We start from the raw sequence: 20704 nt of genomic DNA on the forward strand, positions 1-20704 counted from the left end.
GAACAATTCCTGAAAGGACAAATCATGACTGGACTGATCGGCCACCGGGGCGGCCGCAATGTGTGGCCTGAAAACTCGCTCGACGGTTTCCGCAGGCTTCTCGATGTGCCTGTCGAAGGTGTCGAGTTCGATGTTCACCTGTCGGATGCGGGCGAGCTTCTCGTCATCCATGACGCCACGCTGGACCGCACGACCGAGGGCAGCGGCCCCTCCCGTGCGCTGACGCCTGAGGCGCGCACCACGCTGCGTCTGCGCGACAGCAATGAAGGCGTGCCGGTGCTTTCCGAAGTGCTGGAAATCTACGCCGACAGCACGCTCGATCTTCACGTCGAGCTGAAAAATGACGGCGAGGGAAAGGCGTATCCCGGATTGCCGGCTCTTGTGCTCGCCGAGATCGACCGGCTGGGTCTGCGTGATCGCTGCTGCCTGACGAGCTTCGATCTCGATGTGCTGCGTGAATGCCGGGATCTCGCCCCGCAGATGCGCCGGCTCTGCTCCGTCAATGACAATTCGGCGCAGAAGCTAGGCGTGCGGGAGACCATCTCGGCAGCGGCTGAACTGGCCGATTATGTGGCGGTTCACAAGGACATGCTCTCCACGCACTGGGACTTGATCACCGCACTGGTTCCGCTCTCCCGGCTTGGCGCGTGGGTTGCCAACACGCCGGAAGAGATAAACCGCTGGCTGGAGGCTGGTCCTGGCTTCATCACCACCGATGAGCCGGTGCTTGCCGACCGGCTGCGCCGCGCCCGTCTGGATGCCGGCGAGGCCGCGCAGGCATGATCGACCGCAATCGACGCAGTCTGATCGCCGGCGGGCTTGCCGCCGCTGCGGTGTGGCCCGGCATGGGCCGCGCCCGTGCGGCGCGGTTCGAGGCGTACCCGTTTTCGCTCGGCGTCGCCTCCGGTTGTCCGCTGCCGGAGGGCGTGATCCTGTGGACGCGCCTCACATTCCCGGAACCACCGCCACCGGCCGATCCCTTTGCGCCGCTGGAGGTGATCCAGCGCGCGCCGGTGGATGTTTCGTGGGATGTGGCCGAGGACGAGCATTTCACCCGACCCGTGCGTTCCGGAACGGTGCGGGCCGTGCAGGAATTCGGTCATTCGGTGCATGTTCCGGTTACGGGACTGCACCCCGGTCGCTGGTATTTCTATCGGTTCCGCGCAGGCGATGCGGTGAGCCCGGTGGGGCGCACCCGTACAGCGCCCGCGCAGGAAACCATGGCCGACAGGCTTCGTTTCGCCTTCGCCTCGTGCCAGCAATATGAGCAGGGCTATTACGCTGCCTACCGGCATATGGCCGATGAGGACCTCGATCTCGTCGTGCATCTCGGCGATTACATCTATGAGCGCAGCTGGGGCGGAAACCTTGTGCGCCACCATGGAAGCGGCTGGCCGGCGCGGCTTGACGAATACCGCGCGCGCCATGCGCTCTATCGCTCTGACCCGAACCTGCAGGCCACCCATGCGGGGTTTCCCTGGCTGGTAATCTGGGACGATCATGAGGTCATCAACAATTATGGCGATGATGATGCACCCGATGCGCCTGCTGGAGAGCGCTTTCTTGAGCAGCGCCGCGCCGCCTATCAGGCCTGGTATGAGCATATGCCCGTGCCGCCGCATGGCGGTGGGGACTTCAGCGAGTTCCGCATCTACGGCCAGCATGGTTTTGGCCAGCTTCTGGGCATCACCCTTCTGGATGTGCGCCAGTATCGCACGCCGGCAATGGTCGCCGGGCAGGGGGTTGCTCGGGCGGAAGGGAACTCGATGCTTGGCGCAGAGCAGGAGCGCTGGCTGGAAAAGACGCTGCCGGGCGCCCGCGCCAGATGGAACGTCATCGCACAGCCCACACTTCTGTCCGAGCGTGATCTGGAGCAGGGGGCGGGCACGCGCTACAGCCTTGATGGCTGGGACGGATACCGCGCCTCGCGCCGGCATCTGCTCGACAGCATCGAGGCGGCGCGGCTGGAAAACCCGCTGATCATCGGCGGTGATCTCCATGCCTATTTTGCCGCCGACGTGAAGCGCGATTTCGCGCAGCCGCAGAGCGAGACCGTGGCGACCGAGTTCGTGACCGGAGCCATCTCTTCCAATGCGCCAGGCCAGAAGAGCCTCGATGTGGCGCTTGCGGAAAACCCGCATCTCAAGCTGGCCTCGCGCGAGCATGGCTATGCGACCATGACGCTGACGCCCGATGGCGGACAATGCGACTTCGTCACCATCGAAGACCGCAAGGATCCGGCGTCGCCTGCCAGCACCACCTACAGTTTCGCCCTGACCAGCGGGCAGCCCGGAGTGAACCGGATATGAGCACTTTCGACCTTGTGATTTTTGACTGCGACGGCGTTCTGATCGACAGCGAGCCGCTGGCGAGCCGTACACTTGCCCGCGCCATGACCACTGCGGGCATGCCCATCTCGTCGCAACAGGCGCTGGTGGATTTCACCGGCAAAAGCCTTGGCGACATTCGCCAGACATTGCTCGAACGCGGGCTCGAGGATTTCGAAGGCCTGCACCGGGACTGGCAGGCGGAGCTTTTCGGCAGTTTCGCCTCCGATCTGCGCCCGATGGCGGGCATTGAGGATCTGCTGGACCGTCTGGATGCGCCGATCTGCGTGGCCTCAAACTCCGGGCATGAGCGGCTGCGGGCAAGCCTTGGCCTGACGCCGCTCTGGCAGCGCTTCGCGCCTCGGGTTTTCAGCGCTGATGATGTGCCCCGGCCGAAGCCTGCGCCGGATCTGGTGCAACATTGTCTGGAGCGTTGCGGCGCGCGGCCGGAACGCAGCGTCATGATCGATGACAGCGCACATGGCATTGCCGCCGCCCGCGCCGCCGGTGTGCTGCCGATCGGGTTTGTCGATCCCGCCGACATTCGCCCCGATCGCGCCGAGCGGCTGGCGGAGGCCGGTGCGCACCACATCGTGACCGGGGCAGGTGCACTTTCGGCGCTGCTCGATCCGATGATCATCGCTGAAAGAAAGGTGGCGAGCCTCGCCTGATCCTAATCGCTGTCCGGCTTGCCGATCCAGAGTTCGAACTCGTCCAGCTGAGCGAATGTGGCGGGGCGCAGCTTGCCCCATTTGGAGGCGTCAGAGACGAGGAAACGCTTTTGGGAGCGCGCCATGGCGGCGCGCTTCACGGCCACTTCGTGGAAGTGAAAACAGGTCACGCCTTCGTTTTCATGAATGCCGGCGGCTGAGAAGAAACCTTTGGTGATGTTGATTTCCTGAAGCATCTTGAGCGCCGTATCGGAGCTGAAACTGCCGCTTTCCGGATGATAGAGACCGGCGAGCAGAACCAGTTTCACCCCATCCAGCCGTGACACGATCTCGGCGATGTTCAGAGCCTGCGTGACGACGGTGATGTTTGCGTTCTGGGGCACATTGGCCGCCAGATGCTGAAGCGTGGAGCCGCAGTCGATGAAGATAGTGTCTTCGGGTGCGACCATGGCCACCGCCTGTCGCGCAACGAGGGTCTTGGCCTGTGTGTTGGTGCCCTGCGCGTGGGAGAGCGAATAGCGCTCGCCCTTTTCGCTGGCGGACATGATGTAGCCGCCCAGGCACAGAATGCCGTTTTCGCCGTCACCCAGGTCGCGGCGAATGGTTATCTCGGATGTGTTCAGCTTCTGCGCCGCTTCGGCGATGTGCAGAATGGCGCCTGACGCGCAGAGCTTCCTGAGTGCCTCAATCCGCGCTGCCCGTCCTGATGGTCTCGCCACATGATTCTCCAAGCCAGTGAGGTTTCAACAATACTTCATGGCGCAAGTCGTTGTCCGCAAGTGTGATGAATGCATTTGCAAAGGGTTGCAGGTTTTGATTGGATATGATCATATTGAATGGAATTGATCAATATTAGCGCATAATATTGAGTTAATTCAATCATATGCGTTCCCGCCACGCTGTCTCGTTCAGGGTTTCGGCGGAACCGAGGAGGAGGAAAACCAATGAAATCTCTGCTGACCGCAGCTTCTTTAGCGCTCTCTTTGCTGGGGACATCCGCGCTGGCCGACCAGATTGTGGATACGTCGAACCTCAATGAGGAGCTGATCGCAACGAAGGACGACAAGAAATACACCATCGCCACGGTCGTGAAGGTTGACGGCATCGCCTGGTTCGACCGCATGCGTGACGGTGTCGAGCAGTTCAAGGGCGATACGGGCCATGACGTCTGGATGGTCGGCCCGAGCCAGGCTGACGCGGCCGCGCAGGTGCAGCTCATCGAGAACCTGATCGCACAGGGCGTTGACGCAATCGCCGTTGTGCCGTTCTCCGTTGAGGCGGTGGAGCCGGTGCTGAAGAAGGCGCGCGATCGCGGCATTGTGGTGATCTCGCACGAGGCGTCCAACCTGCAGAACACCGATTACGACCTCGAAGCCTTCGACAACCTCGCCTATGGCGCCAACCTGATGAAAGAGCTTGGCAAGTACACGGGCGGGAAGGGCAAATACGTCACGACCGTCGGCTCGCTGACCTCCAAGAGCCAGATGGAATGGGTCGACGGCGCTGTTGCCTACCAGAAAGAGCATTTCCCGGACATGGAAATGGTCGGCGACCGTCTCGAGACCTATGACGATGCGGCCACCGACTACACCAAGCTGAAAGAGGCAATGACCACCTATCCCGACATCACGGGCATTCTCGGCGCGCCGATGCCGACGTCTGCCGGTGCAGGGCGCCTGATCGCCGAAGGTGGTCTCAAGGACAAGGTGTTCTTTGCCGGTACGGGCCTGCCTTCGGTGGCTGGCGAGTATCTCGGCAATGGCGACATCCAGTACATCCAGTTCTGGGATCCGGCCGTTGCCGGCTACGCCATGAACATGCTGGCCGTTGCTGCCCTTGAGGGCAAGGGCGACCAGATCAAGTCGGGTCTGAACCTCGGTCTGACGGGCTACGAGTCCCTCACGACGCCGGATGAGGCGAACCCGAACCTGCTTTATGGCGCAGGCTGGGTCGGCGTTACGGCTGAAAACATGGACAAGTACGACTTCTGATTTCGTACGAAGCTGACGCGCGGTTCCGGGCGTCAGTTTTCAACCGTGCCGGAGCCCGGGTTCTGACCCCCGGGCGACCATTTCAGCCTGCCGGGAAAATCATGTCCGAATATCTGATCGAGCTGAAGAACATCAGCAAGCGCTTCGGTGGCGTGCGCGCGCTGGACGGCGTCTCCATTTGCATCCGTCCCGGCGAAATCCACTGCCTTGCCGGCGAGAACGGCTCCGGCAAATCCACCGTCATCAAGGTGATGTCGGGAATCTACACACCCGAAGAGGGTGAAATCCTGATCGATGGCACAGCAGTCTCGCGGCTTGACCCGATCATGGCCGTGCAGAAGGGGGTGCAGGTCATCTATCAGGACTTTTCCCTGTTCGGGAATTTGACCGTTGCCGAGAACCTGGCGCTCAACACCTATCTTCTGGAGGGGCGTTCCAGAATGGACTGGCCCCGCGCCCGCGAGATGGCGCGCGAGGTTCTGGCCCGCCTCGATGTCGAGATCGATATCGACGCCGAAGTCGAGACGCTGCCGACTTCGGGAAAGCAGATCGTCGCGATTGCGCGCGCGCTTCTTGCCCGCGCCCGGCTGATCGTCATGGACGAGCCGACCACGGCGCTCACCGGCCATGAGGTCGATGCGCTGTTCGGCATTGTTCGCGATCTCCAGAAACAGGGCATCGCGGTTCTCTTCGTCAGCCACAAGATGCGCGAGATGCTGGAAATTTCGGAGCGCCTGACCGTGTTCCGGAACGGCAAAAAGGTGGCTGAAGGCGCGATGAGCGAATTCGACGAACCGGCCATCACCCGCGCCATGACGGGCCTTGAACTGGACGACGAGCCCTATGAGCCCGAAATCCCCGCCGACGCGGCGCCCGCGCTGGAGGTTGAGGGGCTCACTGTTTCCGGAAGCGTCGATGATGTGAGCCTGACGCTGCGGCCAGGAGAGATTGTCGGCATTTCCGGCCTGATCGGTTCCGGCCGAACCGAACTGGCGCGGGCGCTGTTTGGAATGGAAAACGCCAGTGCCAGACGGTTTCGCGTTGCGGGAAAGGATGTTCTTCCCCGCTCGGTGCAGGAGGCGATCAGCCTTGGCATCGCCTATGTGCCGGAAGACCGGCTGAGCGAGGGCCTTTTCCTGACGCAATCCATCGAGCGCAACATGGTTGTGAGCATTCTGGACCGTCTGCGGCGTGGCCTCTTTCTCGACCGTGATGCGATGCGCGGGAAGACGGAAGAGATGTTCGCGGCCATGCAGATTGCGGCCCCGTCGCCCGAAACGGCGGTGGGCAATCTGTCGGGCGGCAATGCGCAGCGCGTCATGCTGGGGCGCTGGCTCCTGACCGGCGCGAAGGTGCTGATCCTCAACGGTCCGACGGTGGGCGTCGACGTAGGCTCCAAGGCCAAGATCCACCACATCATTCGCGATCTGGCGCGCGAGGAAGGCGTTGCCGTCCTGATGATTTCGGATGACGTGCCGGAGCTGACCGGCAACTGCAATCGCATTCATGTCATGCATGAGGGGCGTTTTGTCGGCGCGTTCTCTGGCGCGGAGATGACCGAAGACGCCATCAATGACAGCCTCAAGGCACTCAAGTAAGGCGGTATGATGAAAAGGTTCCAATCCACGGAGGCCGTGATTGCCCTCGTCCTGCTGGCGGTGACGGTGCTGATCGGCTTGATCAATCCGGCTTTCTGGGGCGTCGCCAATCTGTTCAGCCTGGCGAAGGCCAATGTGGTCATCGGCATCATGGCGCTCGGCGTGCTGCTGATCATGATATCCGGCGGCATCGACGTTTCGTTCCCGGCGATCTCGGCGGCGGCCCTCTACATCACGGTGCGCACCATGGTCGCGCTCGATTATGACGGCGTTCTGCTGCCATTCATCGCGGCGTCAGTGATCGGTGTGTTGCTCGGCGCGTTCAACGCCTTCATCATCGACCGGTTCAAGATGATCCCGCTGATCGTCACGCTGGGCACTGCCTCCATCATTCGCGGGCTGGTGCTGGGCCTGCTCGGCACCTCCATCGTGAACATCAACAAGATGCCCGATGCGCTGATCGAATTCGGCAAGCAGGATCTGACGACCGTAACCGCGCAGAACGGGGCGACGGTCGGGCTGACGGCAATGATCCTGGTCTATCTGGCGATTGCGCTGGTGATCCACATCATCCTTCGTCACACCATGACCGGCCGTTCTGTCTACGCCTATGGCGGTGATCCGGAATCGGCGCGGCGCGCCGGCGTCAACACGCGGCGCACCATCTTCTTCGTCTATTGCACGGCGGGCCTTCTGGCGGGCTTTGCGGGCCTCTTGCACAGCTCGATGATCTGGCAGGCCAACCCGCGCGACTTCATGGGGCTGGAGCTTGATGTGATCGCGGCCGTGGTGCTTGGCGGCGCGTCGATCTTCGGCGGGCGCGGTTCCGTGCTCGGCACGATGATCGGCGTGTTCACGCTCGTCATGGTCAAGAACTCGCTGATCCTGATGAAAGTGGACACCACCTGGCAGCGTGTCGTCGTCGGCATGATCATCATCGCAGCGACCGCCATCACCGCATGGCGCGACCGGAAGAAACTGGCTTGAGGGGAGACGACATGACTGCCAAAGCCGAAGAGAAGAGCCTGGTTCAACGGCTCCTTGGGAATGACGCTTCCATCGCGCAGCTGGCCGTGATCACGGTGGTGATCTTCGTGCTGATGGCCGGGCTCAACCCGGACAAGTTCCTGCGCTACTACAATTTCGAGTCCATCACCTACATCATGCCCGAGCTGGGCATTCTGTGCATTGCCATGATGGTGGCCATGCTGACGGGCGGCATCGATCTGTCCATCGTCGCCATCGCCAATCTGGCTGCGATCACGGCAGGGGTGTATTTCCGCCATCCCGTTGTCGCCGAGGCGCTTGCGGCGGGCGGCGTCGGTCTTGTGCTCCACACGGCGATGGGCGTGATCATCGCGCTTCTGGTGGGGCTCGCGGCGGGGCTGGTCAATGGCGTCCTGATCGCGCGACTGCGCATCATTCCCATTCTGGCGACGCTCGGCACCGGGCAGGTGTTTGCGGGCCTCGCGCTCGTTCTGACCGGCGGTCCGGCCATTGTCGGCTTCCCGCAGACCTGGAACTGGATCGGCACCGGCAAACTGCTTGGTGTGGCGACGCCGTTCTGGATCCTGATCGTCGTGGCGTCCGTGGTGGCCATTCTCTTGCGCCGCACGCATCTGGGCGTGAACCTGATGCTGATCGGCACCAATGCGCGCGCCGCCGTTTTTGCGGGCATCCGCAGCTCCCGCATGATCCTCTACAGCTACGCGTTGACCGGGCTCATGGCGGCGATTGCGGGCATTCTGCTCTCGGGCCGCACCAACTCGGCCAAGGCGGATTTCGGTGCGTCTTATCTGTTGCAGGCCGTTCTGATCGCAGTGCTTGGCGGCACGAACCCAGCCGGCGGCAAGGGGCGTGTTCTCGGGGTGCTTCTGGCGCTGGTGGCGCTCATGTTCCTCTCGTCCGGCATGCAGATGATGCGCGCCTCCAACTTCCTGATCGATGCGATGTGGGGCGGCTTCCTGGTTCTGGTGATTGCAATCAACTATCTGAGGTCGTCGAAATGAGCGCTCGTGACAGCGATACCGTCTTCAACCTTTCGCCCGAAATGTTCCCTGCACGCGGCGAGCTTGTGCTGGCCACGGGCGACGGGTTCACCGTGACGGCGTTCCGCTATCCTTCATCCGTCGAGGGGCTGCGGATCGAGAACCGGCGCGGGCAGGTTACGGTTCTGCCCTATCTGGGACAGATGATCTGGGATGCGGTGTTCGACGGGCGCAGGCTCACCATGGGCAATGTGTTTCCCCATCCACGCAAGGGCGCGTCGATCATCGAGACCTATGGCGCTTTTGCTTACCATGCAGGCGTTCTGCGCAATGGCGCACCCGGACCGGAAGACGATCATCCCCTTCATGGCGAAATGCCGGTCGCCGGCATGGACAGCGCGCATCTGCGCTTCGGGCGCGATGATGCAGGCGCATTTGTCGAGCTGTGCAGCAAGACCGAATATGTGATGGGCTTCGGGCCGCATTACATCGCAAGACCGCGGGCTCGGCTGCCCGCGGACAGCGGGCTGATCGAGATCGAGATGGTCGTTGAGAACCTGTCGGCGCATCCGATGGAGCTCATGTACATGCTGCACGCGAATTTCGACTTCGTGGCGGGCGCGCAGATCCATCAACCGGCGGAATATTCTCAGAAAGGCACGGTCGTTCGCAAGACCATCCCCGGTCATGTGACGCCTTCGCAGGCGTTTCTGGATCTTCTGGATGACCTTTCGGGAAACCCCGCGCGCATGCAGACGCTGGATGAGCCGGCGCTCTACAGCCCCGAGCAGGTGTTTTATGTGCGCGGGCTTGGAACGAATGCTGAAGGCAGCACGCGGCTGGTGATGGCGCTTCCCGAGGGTGACGCCTGTTCCGTCAGCTACCGCCCGGAAGATCTGCCGCACTGTGTGCGCTGGATCCTGAACGATGGCGATGCGCAGGTCGCAGCCTTTGCGCTGCCCTCCACCTGCGAGCCGGAAGGTTACACCGCCGAGAAAGCCAAGGGGCATGTGCGCATTCTGCCGCCGGGCGAGACCGCGCGTTTCCCCGTGACGCTTGGATATCTGAGTGCGCAGGAAGCGCCCGCCGCAATTGCCGAAGTCAACCAGATGAGCAAGGACTGAGCCATGACGTCAAACAGCAGAACCGGTCGCATTGTCGTTGTCGGCTCCAACATGGTCGATCTGATCACCTATGTCTCCCGCATGCCGGCGCCGGGCGAAACGCTGGAAGCGCCAAGCTTTGAGAGCGGGTGCGGGGGCAAGGGTGCAAACCAGGCTGTTGCGGCTGCGAAGCTCGGTTCGCAGGTGAGCATGGTCTCAAGGGTTGGCGATGATCTGTTCGGCGACAACACGCTCCGGAATTTCTCCGATCACGGGATCGATATCCGTCATGTCGCCAAGGTCGCCGGAAAGTCATCCGGCGTTGCCCCCATTTTTGTCGATGAAAGCGGTGAGAACTCCATTCTCATCGTGAAGGGTGCGAATGAAGACCTGCTCCCGGCCGACGTCGATGCCGCAGAAGATGTGCTGCGCGATGCGGACCTCATTCTGATGCAGCTGGAGATCCCGCTGGAGACGATCTACCACACGGTTCGCCGTGCGGCGGAATGGGGCGTGCCGACCATCCTGAACCCGGCGCCCGCGACTTCGGCGCTGAGTGTTTCTGACCTCAAGAGCCTGAGCTTCCTTGTTCCAAACGAAAGCGAGCTTGCGCTTCTTTCAGGTATGCCCACAGATACCGAGGAAGAGATCATGGCGGCCGCGCGCAGCCTGATCGAGAAGGGCATTGGCACCGTCATCGTGACACTCGGCTCGCGTGGCGCGCGCCTTGTGACAGCGGACCGCTTCACGACCATCGAGCCTGTGAGCGTCACCCCGGTGGACACGACTGGCGCGGGCGACGCCTTTATCGGCTCTTTCGCGCATTTCTTTGCAGCAACGGGTGAGACCGAGACGGCGCTGAACCGCGCGGCCCGCTATGCAGCCTATTCCGTGGGTCGGCGCGGGACACAGAAGTCCTATGCATCGGCCGACGATTTTGACGCGTTCTGCGAAGCGCTTCCACAATAGTGCCTCTTTCGCAGTCGGGCAGATGACTGCCCGGCTGGCTCAGCCCTCCGGGCGGCTCACGATCCACACGGCGATGGCGGCCATCGCCACGGCGAGGGCGATCGCGAGCGGCAGACCCGGCTGATAGGCAAAGAGGGAAATGACGTAGCCGCCGCTGATGCCGGTGACTGCGAAGAGCTTCGCGCGGCGCGGGACGATGCCGTGATCGCGCCAGCCGCGCAGAACCGGACCGTAGCTCGGATGTTCCATAAGCCTGCGCTCAAGCCTCGGCGATGAGCGCGCGAAGAACCATGCGGCGAGGATCAGGAAGATCGTGGTCGGCATGACGGGAAGAAACGCGCCGATCACGGCGAGCAACAGCATCACCAGCCCCAGAACGAGCAATATTGCACGCTTTGCATTCTCGAATGCGGGCGCAATTCTCAATGACCGATCTCCGTCGACAGGCAGATCCGCAGACCTTTCCACCTCCATTCCGATACACCGAAAACTGCGGAAATCCTATGACCGCAGCAGTGCGCTTCATTGAAGCATGTTCGTGGTGATGGGGTCGCCGCTGCTTCGTTGACCGGTTCCGCCTGTGCCGGAGTGATGGCCGCAGAGCAGGAGAGCTGACCTGAGAACTCTGGTGTTCAAAATTAGTTGTGAATCGATAATTCGCCGCATTCACCCATGCACCTCTGTATTTCTATGTAACGCCTGTTCGTAAGTGTTAGTGAAATGTGAGGTTTTTCGATGGGTATGTATTTCAATAAATTTCGTAAATTTGGAGTGGCATCTGCAAGTGCTTTCGCATTGATGGCGACTGCGCCAATCACCTTTGCGGAAACTGTGCAGCCAGGCGATGGTGTTTCGGTTTCGATTGCTCAGCCAAACGACGATACCGGCTGGATCATGAGCGCGGTTTACGCCCAGCTTCTTGAGGAACTGGGTTACGACGTGGCCGAACCGGTCACGCTCGATGTTCCCGTTGCCTATGTATCCGTGTCGCAGGGAGACATGGATCTTTACCCCGACGGCTGGTTCCCGCTCCACAATACCTATGTCGACCAGCCCGGTTTCGCGGCTACGCCCACGGGCTATGTGGTTGAGAAGGGCGCATTGCAGGGATATCTCGTCGACAAGGCTTCCGCCGAGAAGTTTGACATCAAGACGCTGGATGATTTCAAGCGTCCCGAGGTGCGCGAAGCGTTTGACCGCAATGGCGACGGGCTGGCGGACATGACCGCGTGCCCGCCCGGCTGGGGCTGCGAACTGATGATTCAGTTCCACATGGATGCGTTCGATCTGCGTGAAGCCATCAATCCGATCAAGGCCGGATATTCTGCTTCCATGGCAGACACGATCGCAGCCTTTGAGCAGGGCCAGCCGATCCTGTTCTACACCTGGACGCCGAACTGGACGGTTGATGCCCTGAAACCCGGTGAAGATGTCGTGTGGATTCAGACCCCGGAGGTCGCCTTGCCGGAAGAACAGGCGCATCTTGCGGAATTCGCGACGGTTGAGGGGGTTGAAGGCTGCGTTGCCGAGCCCTGTCAGCTGGGCTGGCCGGTCAATGATATCCGGCCAGTTGCAAACGACGCGTTTCTTGAAGCCAATCCTGCCGCGAAGGTTCTGCTTGAGGAAGCCTCGATCCCGCTCGATTTCATCTTCGCCCAGAACGCCGCAATGCGGAATGGCGAGGACAGTGCTGAAGACCTGAAGCGACAGGCTTCGGAGTGGATTGAAGCCAATCGCAAAACCGTTGATGGCTGGCTCGATGCCGCGCGTTCAGCCGTGGAATAGTCTGAACCGGTGGGCGCCAGTCGGCGTCCACTTCTTCTCGACCAGTTGATCCCAGCTGAATCGGACTGCCCCCTTTTGCGGGCGCGGTGTGCGGCTCTGCCGTCGAAGCCGGCAGGAATGATTTGCCCGATCCTTAAGGTGCCGCCTCCAGAAGATGGTTCAGAAGATCCATCACCGTGGCGCTCAGGGGCTCGTCACGCCGGTAGAATGCGATGATCGAGATGTCCGAAAGGTCGCTGATGGGACGCCAGGTCAGACCCGGCGTCGCAAGGTTCTTTGCTGTCATCGCATCGACAATGCCCACCCCGCCGCACGCACGCACCAATGCGCATACATTCGCGCAGTATGGCGCGGTACAGACCGGGTCGTAATGCAGATCCCGGGCTTTGAAGGCCGCGCGTATATGCGCCCCCATGGGTGACCAGTCGGCATCATAGCAGACCAGCGGATGCGCTGCGATTGCCTTGCATTTGAGCTGCTTTGCTCGGGCGAGCGGGTGGTTCTCGCCCATGATCGCGACCAGCGAGCTGCGCCCGACCATATGGGCCTGAAACTCCGCCTTCGGCGGCAGGGCCATCTGTAATCCGAGATCCGCCACGCCGTTGCGAAGATCTTCCTCCGGCGCGTGAATGCGCAGGTCGAGACGCTTCTTCCAGTTTGCATAGCCGGCTTTGACCAGAAGGGGACCGAGAAAACCCTCCACCAGAGCCGGTGTCGCGGAAATCACGGCTGGCCGTGTGGCGTGATCCCGCAGGGATGGCAGCTTGGCGCGGACCTGCGAATGCGTGGTGAAGATGGGACCGGCCAGAGAGAAGATTTCGCGGGCCTCGCGGGTGGGTTCAAGCCGGTTGCCCGCGCGGTGAAACAGCGGAATGCCCAGCTTGCTTTCCAGCCGTTTCAGCTGCGCACTGACGCCTGGCTGCGAGATGCCGAGCAGGCGTGCGGTTTCGGTCGTCGTCCCGACCCGCATCAACGTTCCGAAGAGTTCCATTTCACGCAGGTTCATTATCAGCTCAGTAATAGATACCCATCTATTTATCATTATTCCTATGCTTCGCCCTTGTCTAACCTGAACTCCGGATTGCAGATGCGTCTGCCTCGGCTCTGCCTCGGGCGTAGAAGGGCAGACAGACGATGCGGAGCGCGGTTTGTGCTTTTTCCGGCAAGTTTGGCGAAGAAAGAAGCCTTGATGATTTTTGAACGGAATGCCGCGTGGGCACGCCGGTGCGAAGCGGCGGTGTCGGAGATTTTTGACAGGTTCGGTTCCTTTGGACTGACGGACGAGACGTTTGGCCTTGTCGCACTGCAGGAGCGTGCAGATGGCGGCAGGCCCGCAGGATTTGCGCTCAATGGCGACTGGCGCTGCTATCCGTGCAGTGTCGTGAAGGCCTTCCATCTGGTTCACGCGCTCAACAGGATCGAGCGGGGGCAGATGGCGGTTCCCGATGATCTGGATCAGGCGCTTAGCGACATGATCACCTGGTCGTCGAATACGGCGACCAATTACGTGATCGACCTTCTGACCGAAACCACCGGCGACACGCTTCTGGAGCCTGAAGCCTATCGCGAATGGTCTCACAGGCGTGAAGGGCTCAATCGCTTCTTCCGGGATCTGGGCTGGCCCGAATGGGACGGCTGCAACATCGCGCAGAAGCTGATGGGCGATACGCGCTATGGACGCGAAGCGCAGTTCGCGGGCAGGGACGGAAGCTATCTGAACGTGCTCACGCCGCTCGTTTCCGCGCGGCTTTTCCTGGAACTTTTTGCCGGCACCCTGCCGTTGAACCCGCAGTCGCAGAAACGGGCGGAGGAGATCCTCCTGCGTGACCGCAGCCGCGCGGATTCACATCTTCTGAGCTTCCAGATTGATGAGTTCCTTGGCGGTGGTGTTCCCGCAGAGGCGCAGGTCTGGAGCAAGGCCGGCTACACGTCCTGGACGGGCAACCCGCGCACATCCTACTACCGTCATGACCTGATCCGCATCGCCCTTCCGGGGGCAGCGCCGGTCATTCTTTCGGTCATGACGCAGGGACAGAAGATCACGGAAAACGCCGCAACCGTTTTCCCCGGCATCGGGCGCGCGCTCTGCGACAACCTGCTCGCCGCAGAACCGGTTCCGGCATGAGGCGCGCTGTGCGCGCGGAAGTCACGACTTGCAGATGAAAGGGAGAAACCAATGTCCATGAAACTGAAAATCAGCGCCATCGCGCTGCTTGCAGCACTTGGAACGGCGCCTGCCGCCGCCAAGACGCTGGTCTATTGCTCCGATGCATCGCCGGAAGGGTTCGACCCGGCGCTCTATACCTCGATCACCACGTTCGATGCGTCGTCGCGCACGGTGTTCAACCGGCTCGTGGAGTTCGACACCGGCACCACCAATGTCGTGCCGGGGCTGGCAGAAAGCTGGGAAGTGTCCGACGACGAGCTGGAGTACACGTTCAATCTCCGCAAGGGCGTGAAATTCCACGCCAATGACAGCTTCACGCCGAGCCGGGATTTCAATGCCGACGATGTGATCTTCAGCTTCAATCGCCAGCGGCTGGAAGACCATCCGCACCACAAGACTTCGGGCGGCGGCTGGACCTATTTCGGCGCGATGGGCATGGGCGATCTCATCAAGGACATTGTGAAGGTCGATGACTACACGGTGAAGTTCGTCCTGAGCCGCCCGGAAGCGCCTATGCTTTCCAACCTTGCGATGGATTTTGCGTCGATCCAGTCGAAAGAATATGCCGACCAGCTTATGGAGGCCGGGAAGCCCGAAGAGCTCAATCAGGCTCCCGTGGGAACCGGCCCCTTCACCTTCGTTGCCTACCAGAAGGATTCGGTGATCCGCTATGCGAAGAACCCGGATTACTGGGAAGGCGCTACGCCGCTCGACAATCTGGTGTTCGCCATCACGCCGGATGCTTCCGTGCGCTATCAGCGTCTGAACGCCGGCGAGTGCCACATCATGCCCTATCCGAACCCGGCCGATCTGAAGGCGATGCAGGCCGATCCGAACATCAAGGTGATGGAGCAGGAAGGTCTCAATCTCGGTTACCTGGCCTACAACACCAAGGTGGCGCCGTTCGACAATCCGAAGGTGCGCAAGGCGCTGAACATGGCCATCGACAAGGAGGCGATCATGGAGGTCGTCTATCAGGGCTCTGGCCAGATCGCCAAAAACCCGATCCCGCCAACCATCTGGTCGCACAATGACGAGGTGCAGGACGATCCCCACGATCCGGCAGCCGCAAAGGCCATGCTGGAAGCCGAAGGCGTGACGGACCTTTCCATGAAACTGTGGGCGATGCCCGTGGCGCGTGGCTATAACCCCAATGCACGCCGCATGGCCGAGATGATGCAGGCCGATCTGGCCGCCGTCGGCGTCGATGCCGAGATCATCTCCTATGAGTGGGGCGAGTATCTGGACCGTGCGCGCGACATCGACCGCGATGGCGCAGCGCTGCTGGGCTGGATCGGCGACAATGGCGATCCGGACAACTTCCTTGCGGTGCTTCTGGGCTGCGATTCCGTGGCTGCGTCGAACACGGCGCAGTGGTGTCACGAGCCTTATGAGAAGCTGATCCAGAAGGCGAAGGTCACCTCGGACGTTGAAGAGCGCACGCGCCTTTACAAGGAAGCCCAGGTCATCGCCAAGGAGCAGGCCCCGATCATGCCGATTGCGCATTCGGTCGATTTCATGCCTATGTCGCCGAAGGTCTCCGGCTACAGGATCCACCCGATGGGCACGCACATCTTCTACGGTGTCGATATCGCCGAGTAAGGCGACATGGCGGCGTCCGTTTGGGCGCCGCCAGTTTCAAAGGCAGGTGTCGATCAACCCCGGCCTCGATCAATAGGAGAGGCTTATCCCGGCGAACAGGCCTTCGCCCCTGTTGTCTCCGGCCAGTCTGGCGCGATACTGAACCGTCAGGTCCATATAGGACATGGGAGCCGTGTATTTGTCTTCCCGGAACCAGTAGCGCGCGTTAAGGCCCGGCCCGGCGCTCAGCGTGAACTGGTCCGCCAACTCGCTGTCATAACCCGCATTGACGCCGATATAGGGGGTAAGGACCAGCCGATCATCGATTGCATCCATGCGGAAGCTGCGGCCGATGCGAATGTCGTCGGAAGCGATGGTCTGGCCGGATTCCAGATAATGCCCGATTTCGCCATAGTATTGCGCCATCCACCAGGACGGCACGTCCACACGCAGATCGGAGCCGATGCCTTTGGAGAAGGCGGCGCGTATCAGCGTGTCGTTGCGGCTGTGCTTGCCGACCTTGAAGAGCTTGCTCGCCTCGAAAACGAGATTGTGCTGCGCGAAGGGTTTCCAGCGCGCGCCGACACTGCCCTGGGTCGTCGAAGAGCCGGTCGCACCATCCAGTGAATCTCTGAGCGTGGTGAACTGACGCACAAACAGTTCGAATGTCGCGCCGTCCCGGTAGCCGATGCCCGGCGGCCGCCAGTAGATCTCCGAACCGAGTTGCATGGATTCGCCACTGCTGCCCTGCGGCAGGAGCGAGTTGCTGGCAATGCCCATGCCGCCATGGGTCAACGAGACATAGGCTCCATATTCGCGCTTCAGCTCGGCCACTTCCCGGCGCAGGCCGAAAAGCGCCTGCGGCGCCAATGAGAAGTCACCGCGTTCTTCCGCATCAATGGCGCGGTGCATCAGAGCGATTGCATCATCGTTCTGATAGGCCCGCCGCGCCGCATAAGCGGCATCAATGAACTGGCGACCGCTCAATGCGCCATTTCTGTCGGCGGCCTGAAACCGGTCATAAGCCATGGTTCTTTCGCCGGCCTGCCCGGCGAGATAGGCAAGGTCGAGATCGCTCATGGACGCAAAGCGTCCCTCATCGAGCGTTTCCAGGAAGAGCCGGGATGCCTCGGCTTTCCTGTCCTCATCGTTCAGGAGGCGCACGCGCGCCGCGATGGCCTGATCCTGCTCACGCGGGTTCGCGGTGGTTGTTTCCGCCAGAGCAAATGCGTCGTTCGCGCCTGCGAAATCCTTCATGGCCTGCAGAGCCTGGCCCCGCTTCATCCAGACCGTGTGATCGGCGCGCCGTCCGAGCGGAGCAAGCGCTTCATACGCCTGTTCCGGCCGGTCGGTGGCAAGCGCCGCCTCGGCAAGAGAAAGACGCAGGAAACGTTCGTCCGCCGGTGAACTGGAATAGCGCAGCGCAGCGCTGAAATCGTCGAACGCTGCGTTCTGGTTGCCCATTGACGCCTGCAGGACACCCCGTTGCCGCAACAAAGCGGCATCATTGCCGAAGCGCTTCATGGCGCGGTCGGTCTCGCTCAGGGCTTCGGATTGCAGTCCGTTCTGCACCAGCGTCTGGATCAACAGAAGGCGAAAGCTGCGATTGCCCGGGGCCTGTTGAACAGCCCTGCGCGCCAGACGGAGGGCTTCGCCATAGCGTTTTGCGCGTATGGCGTCATAGGCCATGTTGGCCGCGCCTGCGCCCGGTTCGGCACCCGAGCCCTTTTTTGCGGACAGCTGTGCGCTGGAAAGTCTCTGCGCCGCAAGAGCGTTGTCGAGCAGGCTCCGGTAATCCCGATTGCCCGGTGTCAGCCGCAGTGCTTCTTCGGCTTTTGCGACCGCCATATCGTAATCGCCCCGGTCATAGGCTCGATAGGCTGCATCTGCCGCCAGATAGGCGGGATCCGACTGCGAGACCGCTTCGCTGGAGGCTGCAAGCGCAGTGGCGAGTGTGGCAAGCTCCTCACGGGCCGTGTCGGTCAGGCGCTTATCCTGCGCGCCTTCCTGCGCAGCGCTTCGCGCTTCACCTTTTTCGCCTGATGCATCAAGCGCACGGACGAGAAGGGTTCTGAGACGCCCGACATCCGGCCGCTGCCGCACGGCTTCGCGGGCTTTCTCTGCCGCGACTGCATAGTCTCCATTGGCATAGGCCTCGTAGGCTTCGGTTGCCACTTCGTAGGCTGAACCCACCAATGGACGCTCTTCGCCAGTGTTTTCCGCAGGCGCGCTCTGTGCTGGTGCGGGATCGGATGTCTGCGCGCCGGCAGGCAATGCCCCCCATGCAAACTGAAGGGCAAGCAGCGCTGCCGTGCCGCGCAGCCAGCGGTTCCGGGCGCTGGTCTTGCGCCCTTGGCTTCCCTGGCGTCCAACAATCGTCATCACGCGGCTTTTCCCTTAAGTTCGTTTGCGGCAGATTCTGCGAGCCTGCGCTGTTCATCCAGCGCCCACTGCAACAGGTTCTGGTCAATGGCGTTCTGCGCCACGAGATAGCTGCCCACCGGACCGTCCGTGTCGGGTGAATAGTTCGCCATGGCCTCTTCAAACGCCTCATGTGAGATGTCGCCGCGCTGTGAAAGCAGATCGCCCAGAAGCGGCACGCGTTCGCCGAGCTGTTGCGGATTGTCTTTTCCCTGCGCGGCAAGCAGGCGCAGGCCGGCGGTGATGTCACGGTCGCGCACGATGAAGAGCGGCGGCATGTGGCCGAGTGCCTTGCGGATCTGTTCGCTCGCGCGCTCGGACAGCGGAGCGGCTGCGGCAAGCCGAATTGCGCCATTTTCACTGTCTTTCATCGCCAAAACGCGCCAGCGAATGCTCAAATCGACGGGAAATGCGTCTTTTGCGGCAAGAATTTCGGCTTCACTGACAGACGTGATTTCGAGCCCGGACTGGAAGGCGACGGCTTCTGCCAGAACCTCTTCCGTCAGCCAGCCTTCCTGCACGAGGATGCGGCCGAACGGCATTTTCTTTTCGCTCTGCTTGTCGAGCGCTTCCTGAAGGTGGCCCTGATCAATGGCCTGCCACGAGACAAGCAACTCACCGAGCCTTGCGCGCTCTTCCACCAGCCCGTCCGCCGACGGGAAGTCGTGCATCGTCTTGTCCCAGGCAAGGCGCGTTCCGAAAATGAGATGCGAAAGATACTGTTTCCACGCACGCGCCATGGCCATGAAGTTCACGAAATTGCCGATGATCATGCGCGGGATCGACAGGATGCCATGACGCCAGCCGAAAGTGCGGGCCGTGAAGTAATAACGCTGGGTCACACGCAGGATGAACGCGATGCCGTTCAGTCCAAGCAGAACGGCGATCCATCCATTGGTTGCGATGAGGGGCGGGTAACTCATCGTCAGCAGGCCGGTCGTGAAAGCGAGCTGAAACAGGATGTACTGCGCAACCAGAATGTAAGCGAAAATCGCCACGAATGCGGTCACCGCGCCCTTGCGGTCGCGCAGCAGAAAATAGCGGTCGACGATGGAGCCATGCCAGCCGAAATAGGCCCAACCCTGAAAGCAGATGCCCAGCGACCAGCGGGCCTTCTGACGATAGGATGTGCGGAACGTGTTGGGGAAGAACTCGCGCACGCTGAGCGGCATTTGCAGCGTTTTTTCCTGCACCGCATGGCCCTTGAACCAGGACGTCCGTTTCACGCGGTATTCGACCGGAAACCGCGCCAGAATTGAGTGCATGCCGTGTGCTGCAAGCCGCACACCGATGTCGTAATCCTCGGTGAGCGTTTGCGTGTTGAAGGGCTGATTGTCCGTCTCGGATGCAAGCGTTAGAAGGGCGCGGCGCGAAAAGCAGGTGCCGACGCCGGCCGAAGGCACCGTCTTGGCAAGGCTCTCGCGCACCACGATATCCTTGCCGTGGGATTCGGCAAATTCGTCCATGTAGACGCCGGCGACCAGCTCGTACCACTCGCGCTCCAGCGAGCCGACGGGGATCTGGATGAGATCCTTGCGCGGCAGAAGATAGTTGAAGAACTGTAGTTCCAGCGGATGCAGGACATCTTCACTGTCGTGCAGGACAACACCTGCAAAGCTGATGTTGTGTCGGGCTTCGTGGGCGAAGATCGCCTGCACGATCCAGTTCAGGCAATCGGCCTTGCAGGTGGGACCGTCATGGGGAACCTCCACACGCACCAGCTGCTTGTAGCGGCGGCGCATGCGCTCGACTTCCCTGATCGTGGCCGCATCGTTGCAATAGGTGCCGACAAAGATGGTGTAGGACCGATAGTCGATCACCCGCACCATGTTTTCCAGCATTGGCGCGATGACGTCATATTCGAGCCACGCCGGGATCATGATGGCGATGTGCTGCTCTGGCCGGTCGCGCAACTGCTCCGGCCGAAGCGGCTTGTAGCGCCGCTTGACCGTCAGTGCACGCCTGATTTCCCGCATCCAGTAGCGGGCGTCGATGAAGAGATCATCGAGGCTGGAAATCAGGATGATCACGGCTGTTGCGACGGCTGTGTACTCCAGCCATCGGTAATAGTCCGCGAAGAGATAGGGCCAGTAGAGCGACATC

General features: G+C 61.3%; 17 protein-coding genes. 12 read left to right on the forward strand and 5 right to left on the reverse strand.

What is annotated here, in order from left to right:
* Positions 1-24: 24 nt before the first annotated feature.
* Genes JYP46_RS15065 through JYP46_RS15075 form a run of 3 tightly spaced genes read left to right on the forward strand, consistent with a single transcriptional unit; the run spans position 25 to position 2998 of the window.
* On the forward strand, positions 25-783 hold the full coding sequence (locus tag JYP46_RS15065) for a glycerophosphodiester phosphodiesterase family protein (RefSeq protein WP_206548555.1): 759 nt from the start codon (positions 25-27) through the stop codon (positions 781-783).
* Positions 780-2309: an alkaline phosphatase D family protein gene (locus tag JYP46_RS15070; RefSeq protein ID WP_206548556.1), complete on the forward strand. Its 1530-nt coding sequence runs from the start codon at positions 780-782 to the stop codon at positions 2307-2309. The genes JYP46_RS15065 and JYP46_RS15070 overlap by 4 nt, the downstream gene beginning before the upstream one ends.
* Positions 2306-2998: an HAD family hydrolase gene (locus JYP46_RS15075; protein WP_206548557.1), complete on the forward strand. Its 693-nt coding sequence runs from the start codon at positions 2306-2308 to the stop codon at positions 2996-2998. The genes JYP46_RS15070 and JYP46_RS15075 overlap by 4 nt, the downstream gene beginning before the upstream one ends.
* 2 nt (positions 2999-3000) lie before the next feature.
* Here the strand turns inward: JYP46_RS15075 and JYP46_RS15080 are convergent, their stop codons facing one another.
* The gene (locus tag JYP46_RS15080) at positions 3001-3717 is read right to left on the reverse strand and encodes a DeoR/GlpR family DNA-binding transcription regulator (protein ID WP_222474160.1); all 717 of its coding nucleotides are present in this window, start codon (positions 3715-3717) and stop codon (positions 3001-3003) included.
* Between the two features lie 225 nt (positions 3718-3942).
* On the opposite strand from JYP46_RS15080, the gene JYP46_RS15085 reads away from it, so the two are divergent.
* The 6 genes from JYP46_RS15085 (at position 3943) to rbsK (ending at position 10647) form a co-directional block, all read left to right on the forward strand.
* Positions 3943-4989 (forward strand): autoinducer 2 ABC transporter substrate-binding protein, encoded by a 1047-nt coding sequence (locus JYP46_RS15085; RefSeq protein WP_206548558.1) that lies wholly within the window; start codon positions 3943-3945, stop codon positions 4987-4989.
* 101 nt (positions 4990-5090) lie between these two features.
* A complete protein-coding gene (locus JYP46_RS15090) occupies positions 5091-6587 on the forward strand; it encodes a sugar ABC transporter ATP-binding protein (RefSeq protein ID WP_206548559.1) in 1497 nt (498 codons plus the stop codon).
* 9 nt (positions 6588-6596) lie between these two features.
* The gene (locus JYP46_RS15095) at positions 6597-7574 is read left to right on the forward strand and encodes an ABC transporter permease (RefSeq protein WP_206548560.1); all 978 of its coding nucleotides are present in this window, start codon (positions 6597-6599) and stop codon (positions 7572-7574) included.
* 11 nt (positions 7575-7585) lie between these two features.
* Positions 7586-8596, forward strand: a complete 1011-nt coding sequence (locus JYP46_RS15100) for an ABC transporter permease (protein WP_113156822.1) — start codon at positions 7586-7588, stop codon at positions 8594-8596.
* Positions 8593-9699: an aldose 1-epimerase family protein gene (locus JYP46_RS15105; RefSeq protein WP_222474161.1), complete on the forward strand. Its 1107-nt coding sequence runs from the start codon at positions 8593-8595 to the stop codon at positions 9697-9699. The genes JYP46_RS15100 and JYP46_RS15105 overlap by 4 nt, the downstream gene beginning before the upstream one ends.
* A 3-nt stretch (positions 9700-9702) precedes the next feature.
* Positions 9703-10647 (forward strand): ribokinase, encoded by a 945-nt coding sequence (rbsK, locus tag JYP46_RS15110; RefSeq protein ID WP_206548561.1) that lies wholly within the window; start codon positions 9703-9705, stop codon positions 10645-10647.
* 39 nt (positions 10648-10686) lie between these two features.
* Here the strand turns inward: rbsK and JYP46_RS15115 are convergent, their stop codons facing one another.
* Positions 10687-11121, reverse strand: a complete 435-nt coding sequence (locus JYP46_RS15115; RefSeq protein WP_206548562.1) for a YbaN family protein — start codon at positions 11119-11121, stop codon at positions 10687-10689.
* A 267-nt stretch (positions 11122-11388) separates the two neighbouring features.
* On the opposite strand from JYP46_RS15115, the gene proX reads away from it, so the two are divergent.
* Positions 11389-12432 carry a glycine betaine/L-proline ABC transporter substrate-binding protein ProX gene (gene proX / locus JYP46_RS15120; protein WP_206548659.1) on the forward strand — a complete coding sequence of 348 codons (1044 nt, stop codon included), beginning with the start codon at positions 11389-11391 and terminating at the stop codon, positions 12430-12432.
* A gap of 133 nt (positions 12433-12565) precedes the next feature.
* Here the strand turns inward: proX and JYP46_RS15125 are convergent, their stop codons facing one another.
* Complete coding sequence (locus tag JYP46_RS15125; protein ID WP_206548563.1) at positions 12566-13438, reverse strand: LysR family transcriptional regulator; 873 nt, start codon at positions 13436-13438, stop codon at positions 12566-12568.
* 231 nt (positions 13439-13669) lie between these two features.
* Here JYP46_RS15125 and JYP46_RS15130 point away from each other — a divergent pair, with 231 nt between their 5' ends.
* Entirely contained in the window at positions 13670-14557 is an 888-nt protein-coding gene (locus JYP46_RS15130; RefSeq protein ID WP_206548564.1) for a serine hydrolase, read from the forward strand.
* A 51-nt stretch (positions 14558-14608) separates the two neighbouring features.
* The gene (locus JYP46_RS15135; protein WP_206548565.1) at positions 14609-16201 is read left to right on the forward strand and encodes an ABC transporter substrate-binding protein; all 1593 of its coding nucleotides are present in this window, start codon (positions 14609-14611) and stop codon (positions 16199-16201) included.
* 69 nt (positions 16202-16270) lie between these two features.
* Here the strand turns inward: JYP46_RS15135 and JYP46_RS15140 are convergent, their stop codons facing one another.
* Positions 16271-18562 carry a bacteriophage N4 adsorption protein A gene (locus JYP46_RS15140; protein WP_206548566.1) on the reverse strand — a complete coding sequence of 764 codons (2292 nt, stop codon included), beginning with the start codon at positions 18560-18562 and terminating at the stop codon, positions 16271-16273.
* Positions 18562-20703 (reverse strand): glycosyl transferase family protein, encoded by a 2142-nt coding sequence (locus tag JYP46_RS15145; protein WP_113156831.1) that lies wholly within the window; start codon positions 20701-20703, stop codon positions 18562-18564. The genes JYP46_RS15140 and JYP46_RS15145 overlap by 1 nt, the downstream gene beginning before the upstream one ends.
* Position 20704 lies beyond the last annotated feature (1 nt).

Origin of the sequence: Nitratireductor aquimarinus (assembly GCF_017255295.1) — a bacterium.
GTDB lineage: Bacteria > Pseudomonadota > Alphaproteobacteria > Rhizobiales > Rhizobiaceae > Nitratireductor > Nitratireductor aquimarinus.

Excerpts from the sequence above, each read along its gene's own strand:
- JYP46_RS15135 (WP_206548565.1), top strand. The coding sequence starts at position 14,609 with ATGTCCATGAAACTGAAAATCAGCGCCATCGCGCTGCTTGCAGCACTT.
- JYP46_RS15105 (WP_222474161.1), top strand. The coding sequence starts at position 8,593 with ATGAGCGCTCGTGACAGCGATACCGTCTTCAACCTTTCGCCCGAAATG.
- JYP46_RS15140 (WP_206548566.1), bottom strand. The coding sequence starts at position 18,562 with ATGACGATTGTTGGACGCCAGGGAAGCCAAGGGCGCAAGACCAGCGCC.
- JYP46_RS15100 (WP_113156822.1), top strand. The coding sequence starts at position 7,586 with ATGACTGCCAAAGCCGAAGAGAAGAGCCTGGTTCAACGGCTCCTTGGG.
- JYP46_RS15145 (WP_113156831.1), bottom strand. The coding sequence starts at position 20,703 with ATGTCGCTCTACTGGCCCTATCTCTTCGCGGACTATTACCGATGGCTG.
- JYP46_RS15090 (WP_206548559.1), top strand. The coding sequence starts at position 5,091 with ATGTCCGAATATCTGATCGAGCTGAAGAACATCAGCAAGCGCTTCGGT.
- rbsK (WP_206548561.1), top strand. The coding sequence starts at position 9,703 with ATGACGTCAAACAGCAGAACCGGTCGCATTGTCGTTGTCGGCTCCAAC.
- JYP46_RS15070 (WP_206548556.1), top strand. The coding sequence starts at position 780 with ATGATCGACCGCAATCGACGCAGTCTGATCGCCGGCGGGCTTGCCGCC.
- JYP46_RS15115 (WP_206548562.1), bottom strand. The coding sequence starts at position 11,121 with ATGGAGGTGGAAAGGTCTGCGGATCTGCCTGTCGACGGAGATCGGTCA.
- proX (WP_206548659.1), top strand. The coding sequence starts at position 11,389 with ATGTATTTCAATAAATTTCGTAAATTTGGAGTGGCATCTGCAAGTGCT.
- JYP46_RS15085 (WP_206548558.1), top strand. The coding sequence starts at position 3,943 with ATGAAATCTCTGCTGACCGCAGCTTCTTTAGCGCTCTCTTTGCTGGGG.
- JYP46_RS15065 (WP_206548555.1), top strand. The coding sequence starts at position 25 with ATGACTGGACTGATCGGCCACCGGGGCGGCCGCAATGTGTGGCCTGAA.
- JYP46_RS15125 (WP_206548563.1), bottom strand. The coding sequence starts at position 13,438 with ATGAACCTGCGTGAAATGGAACTCTTCGGAACGTTGATGCGGGTCGGG.
- JYP46_RS15095 (WP_206548560.1), top strand. The coding sequence starts at position 6,597 with ATGAAAAGGTTCCAATCCACGGAGGCCGTGATTGCCCTCGTCCTGCTG.
- JYP46_RS15075 (WP_206548557.1), top strand. The coding sequence starts at position 2,306 with ATGAGCACTTTCGACCTTGTGATTTTTGACTGCGACGGCGTTCTGATC.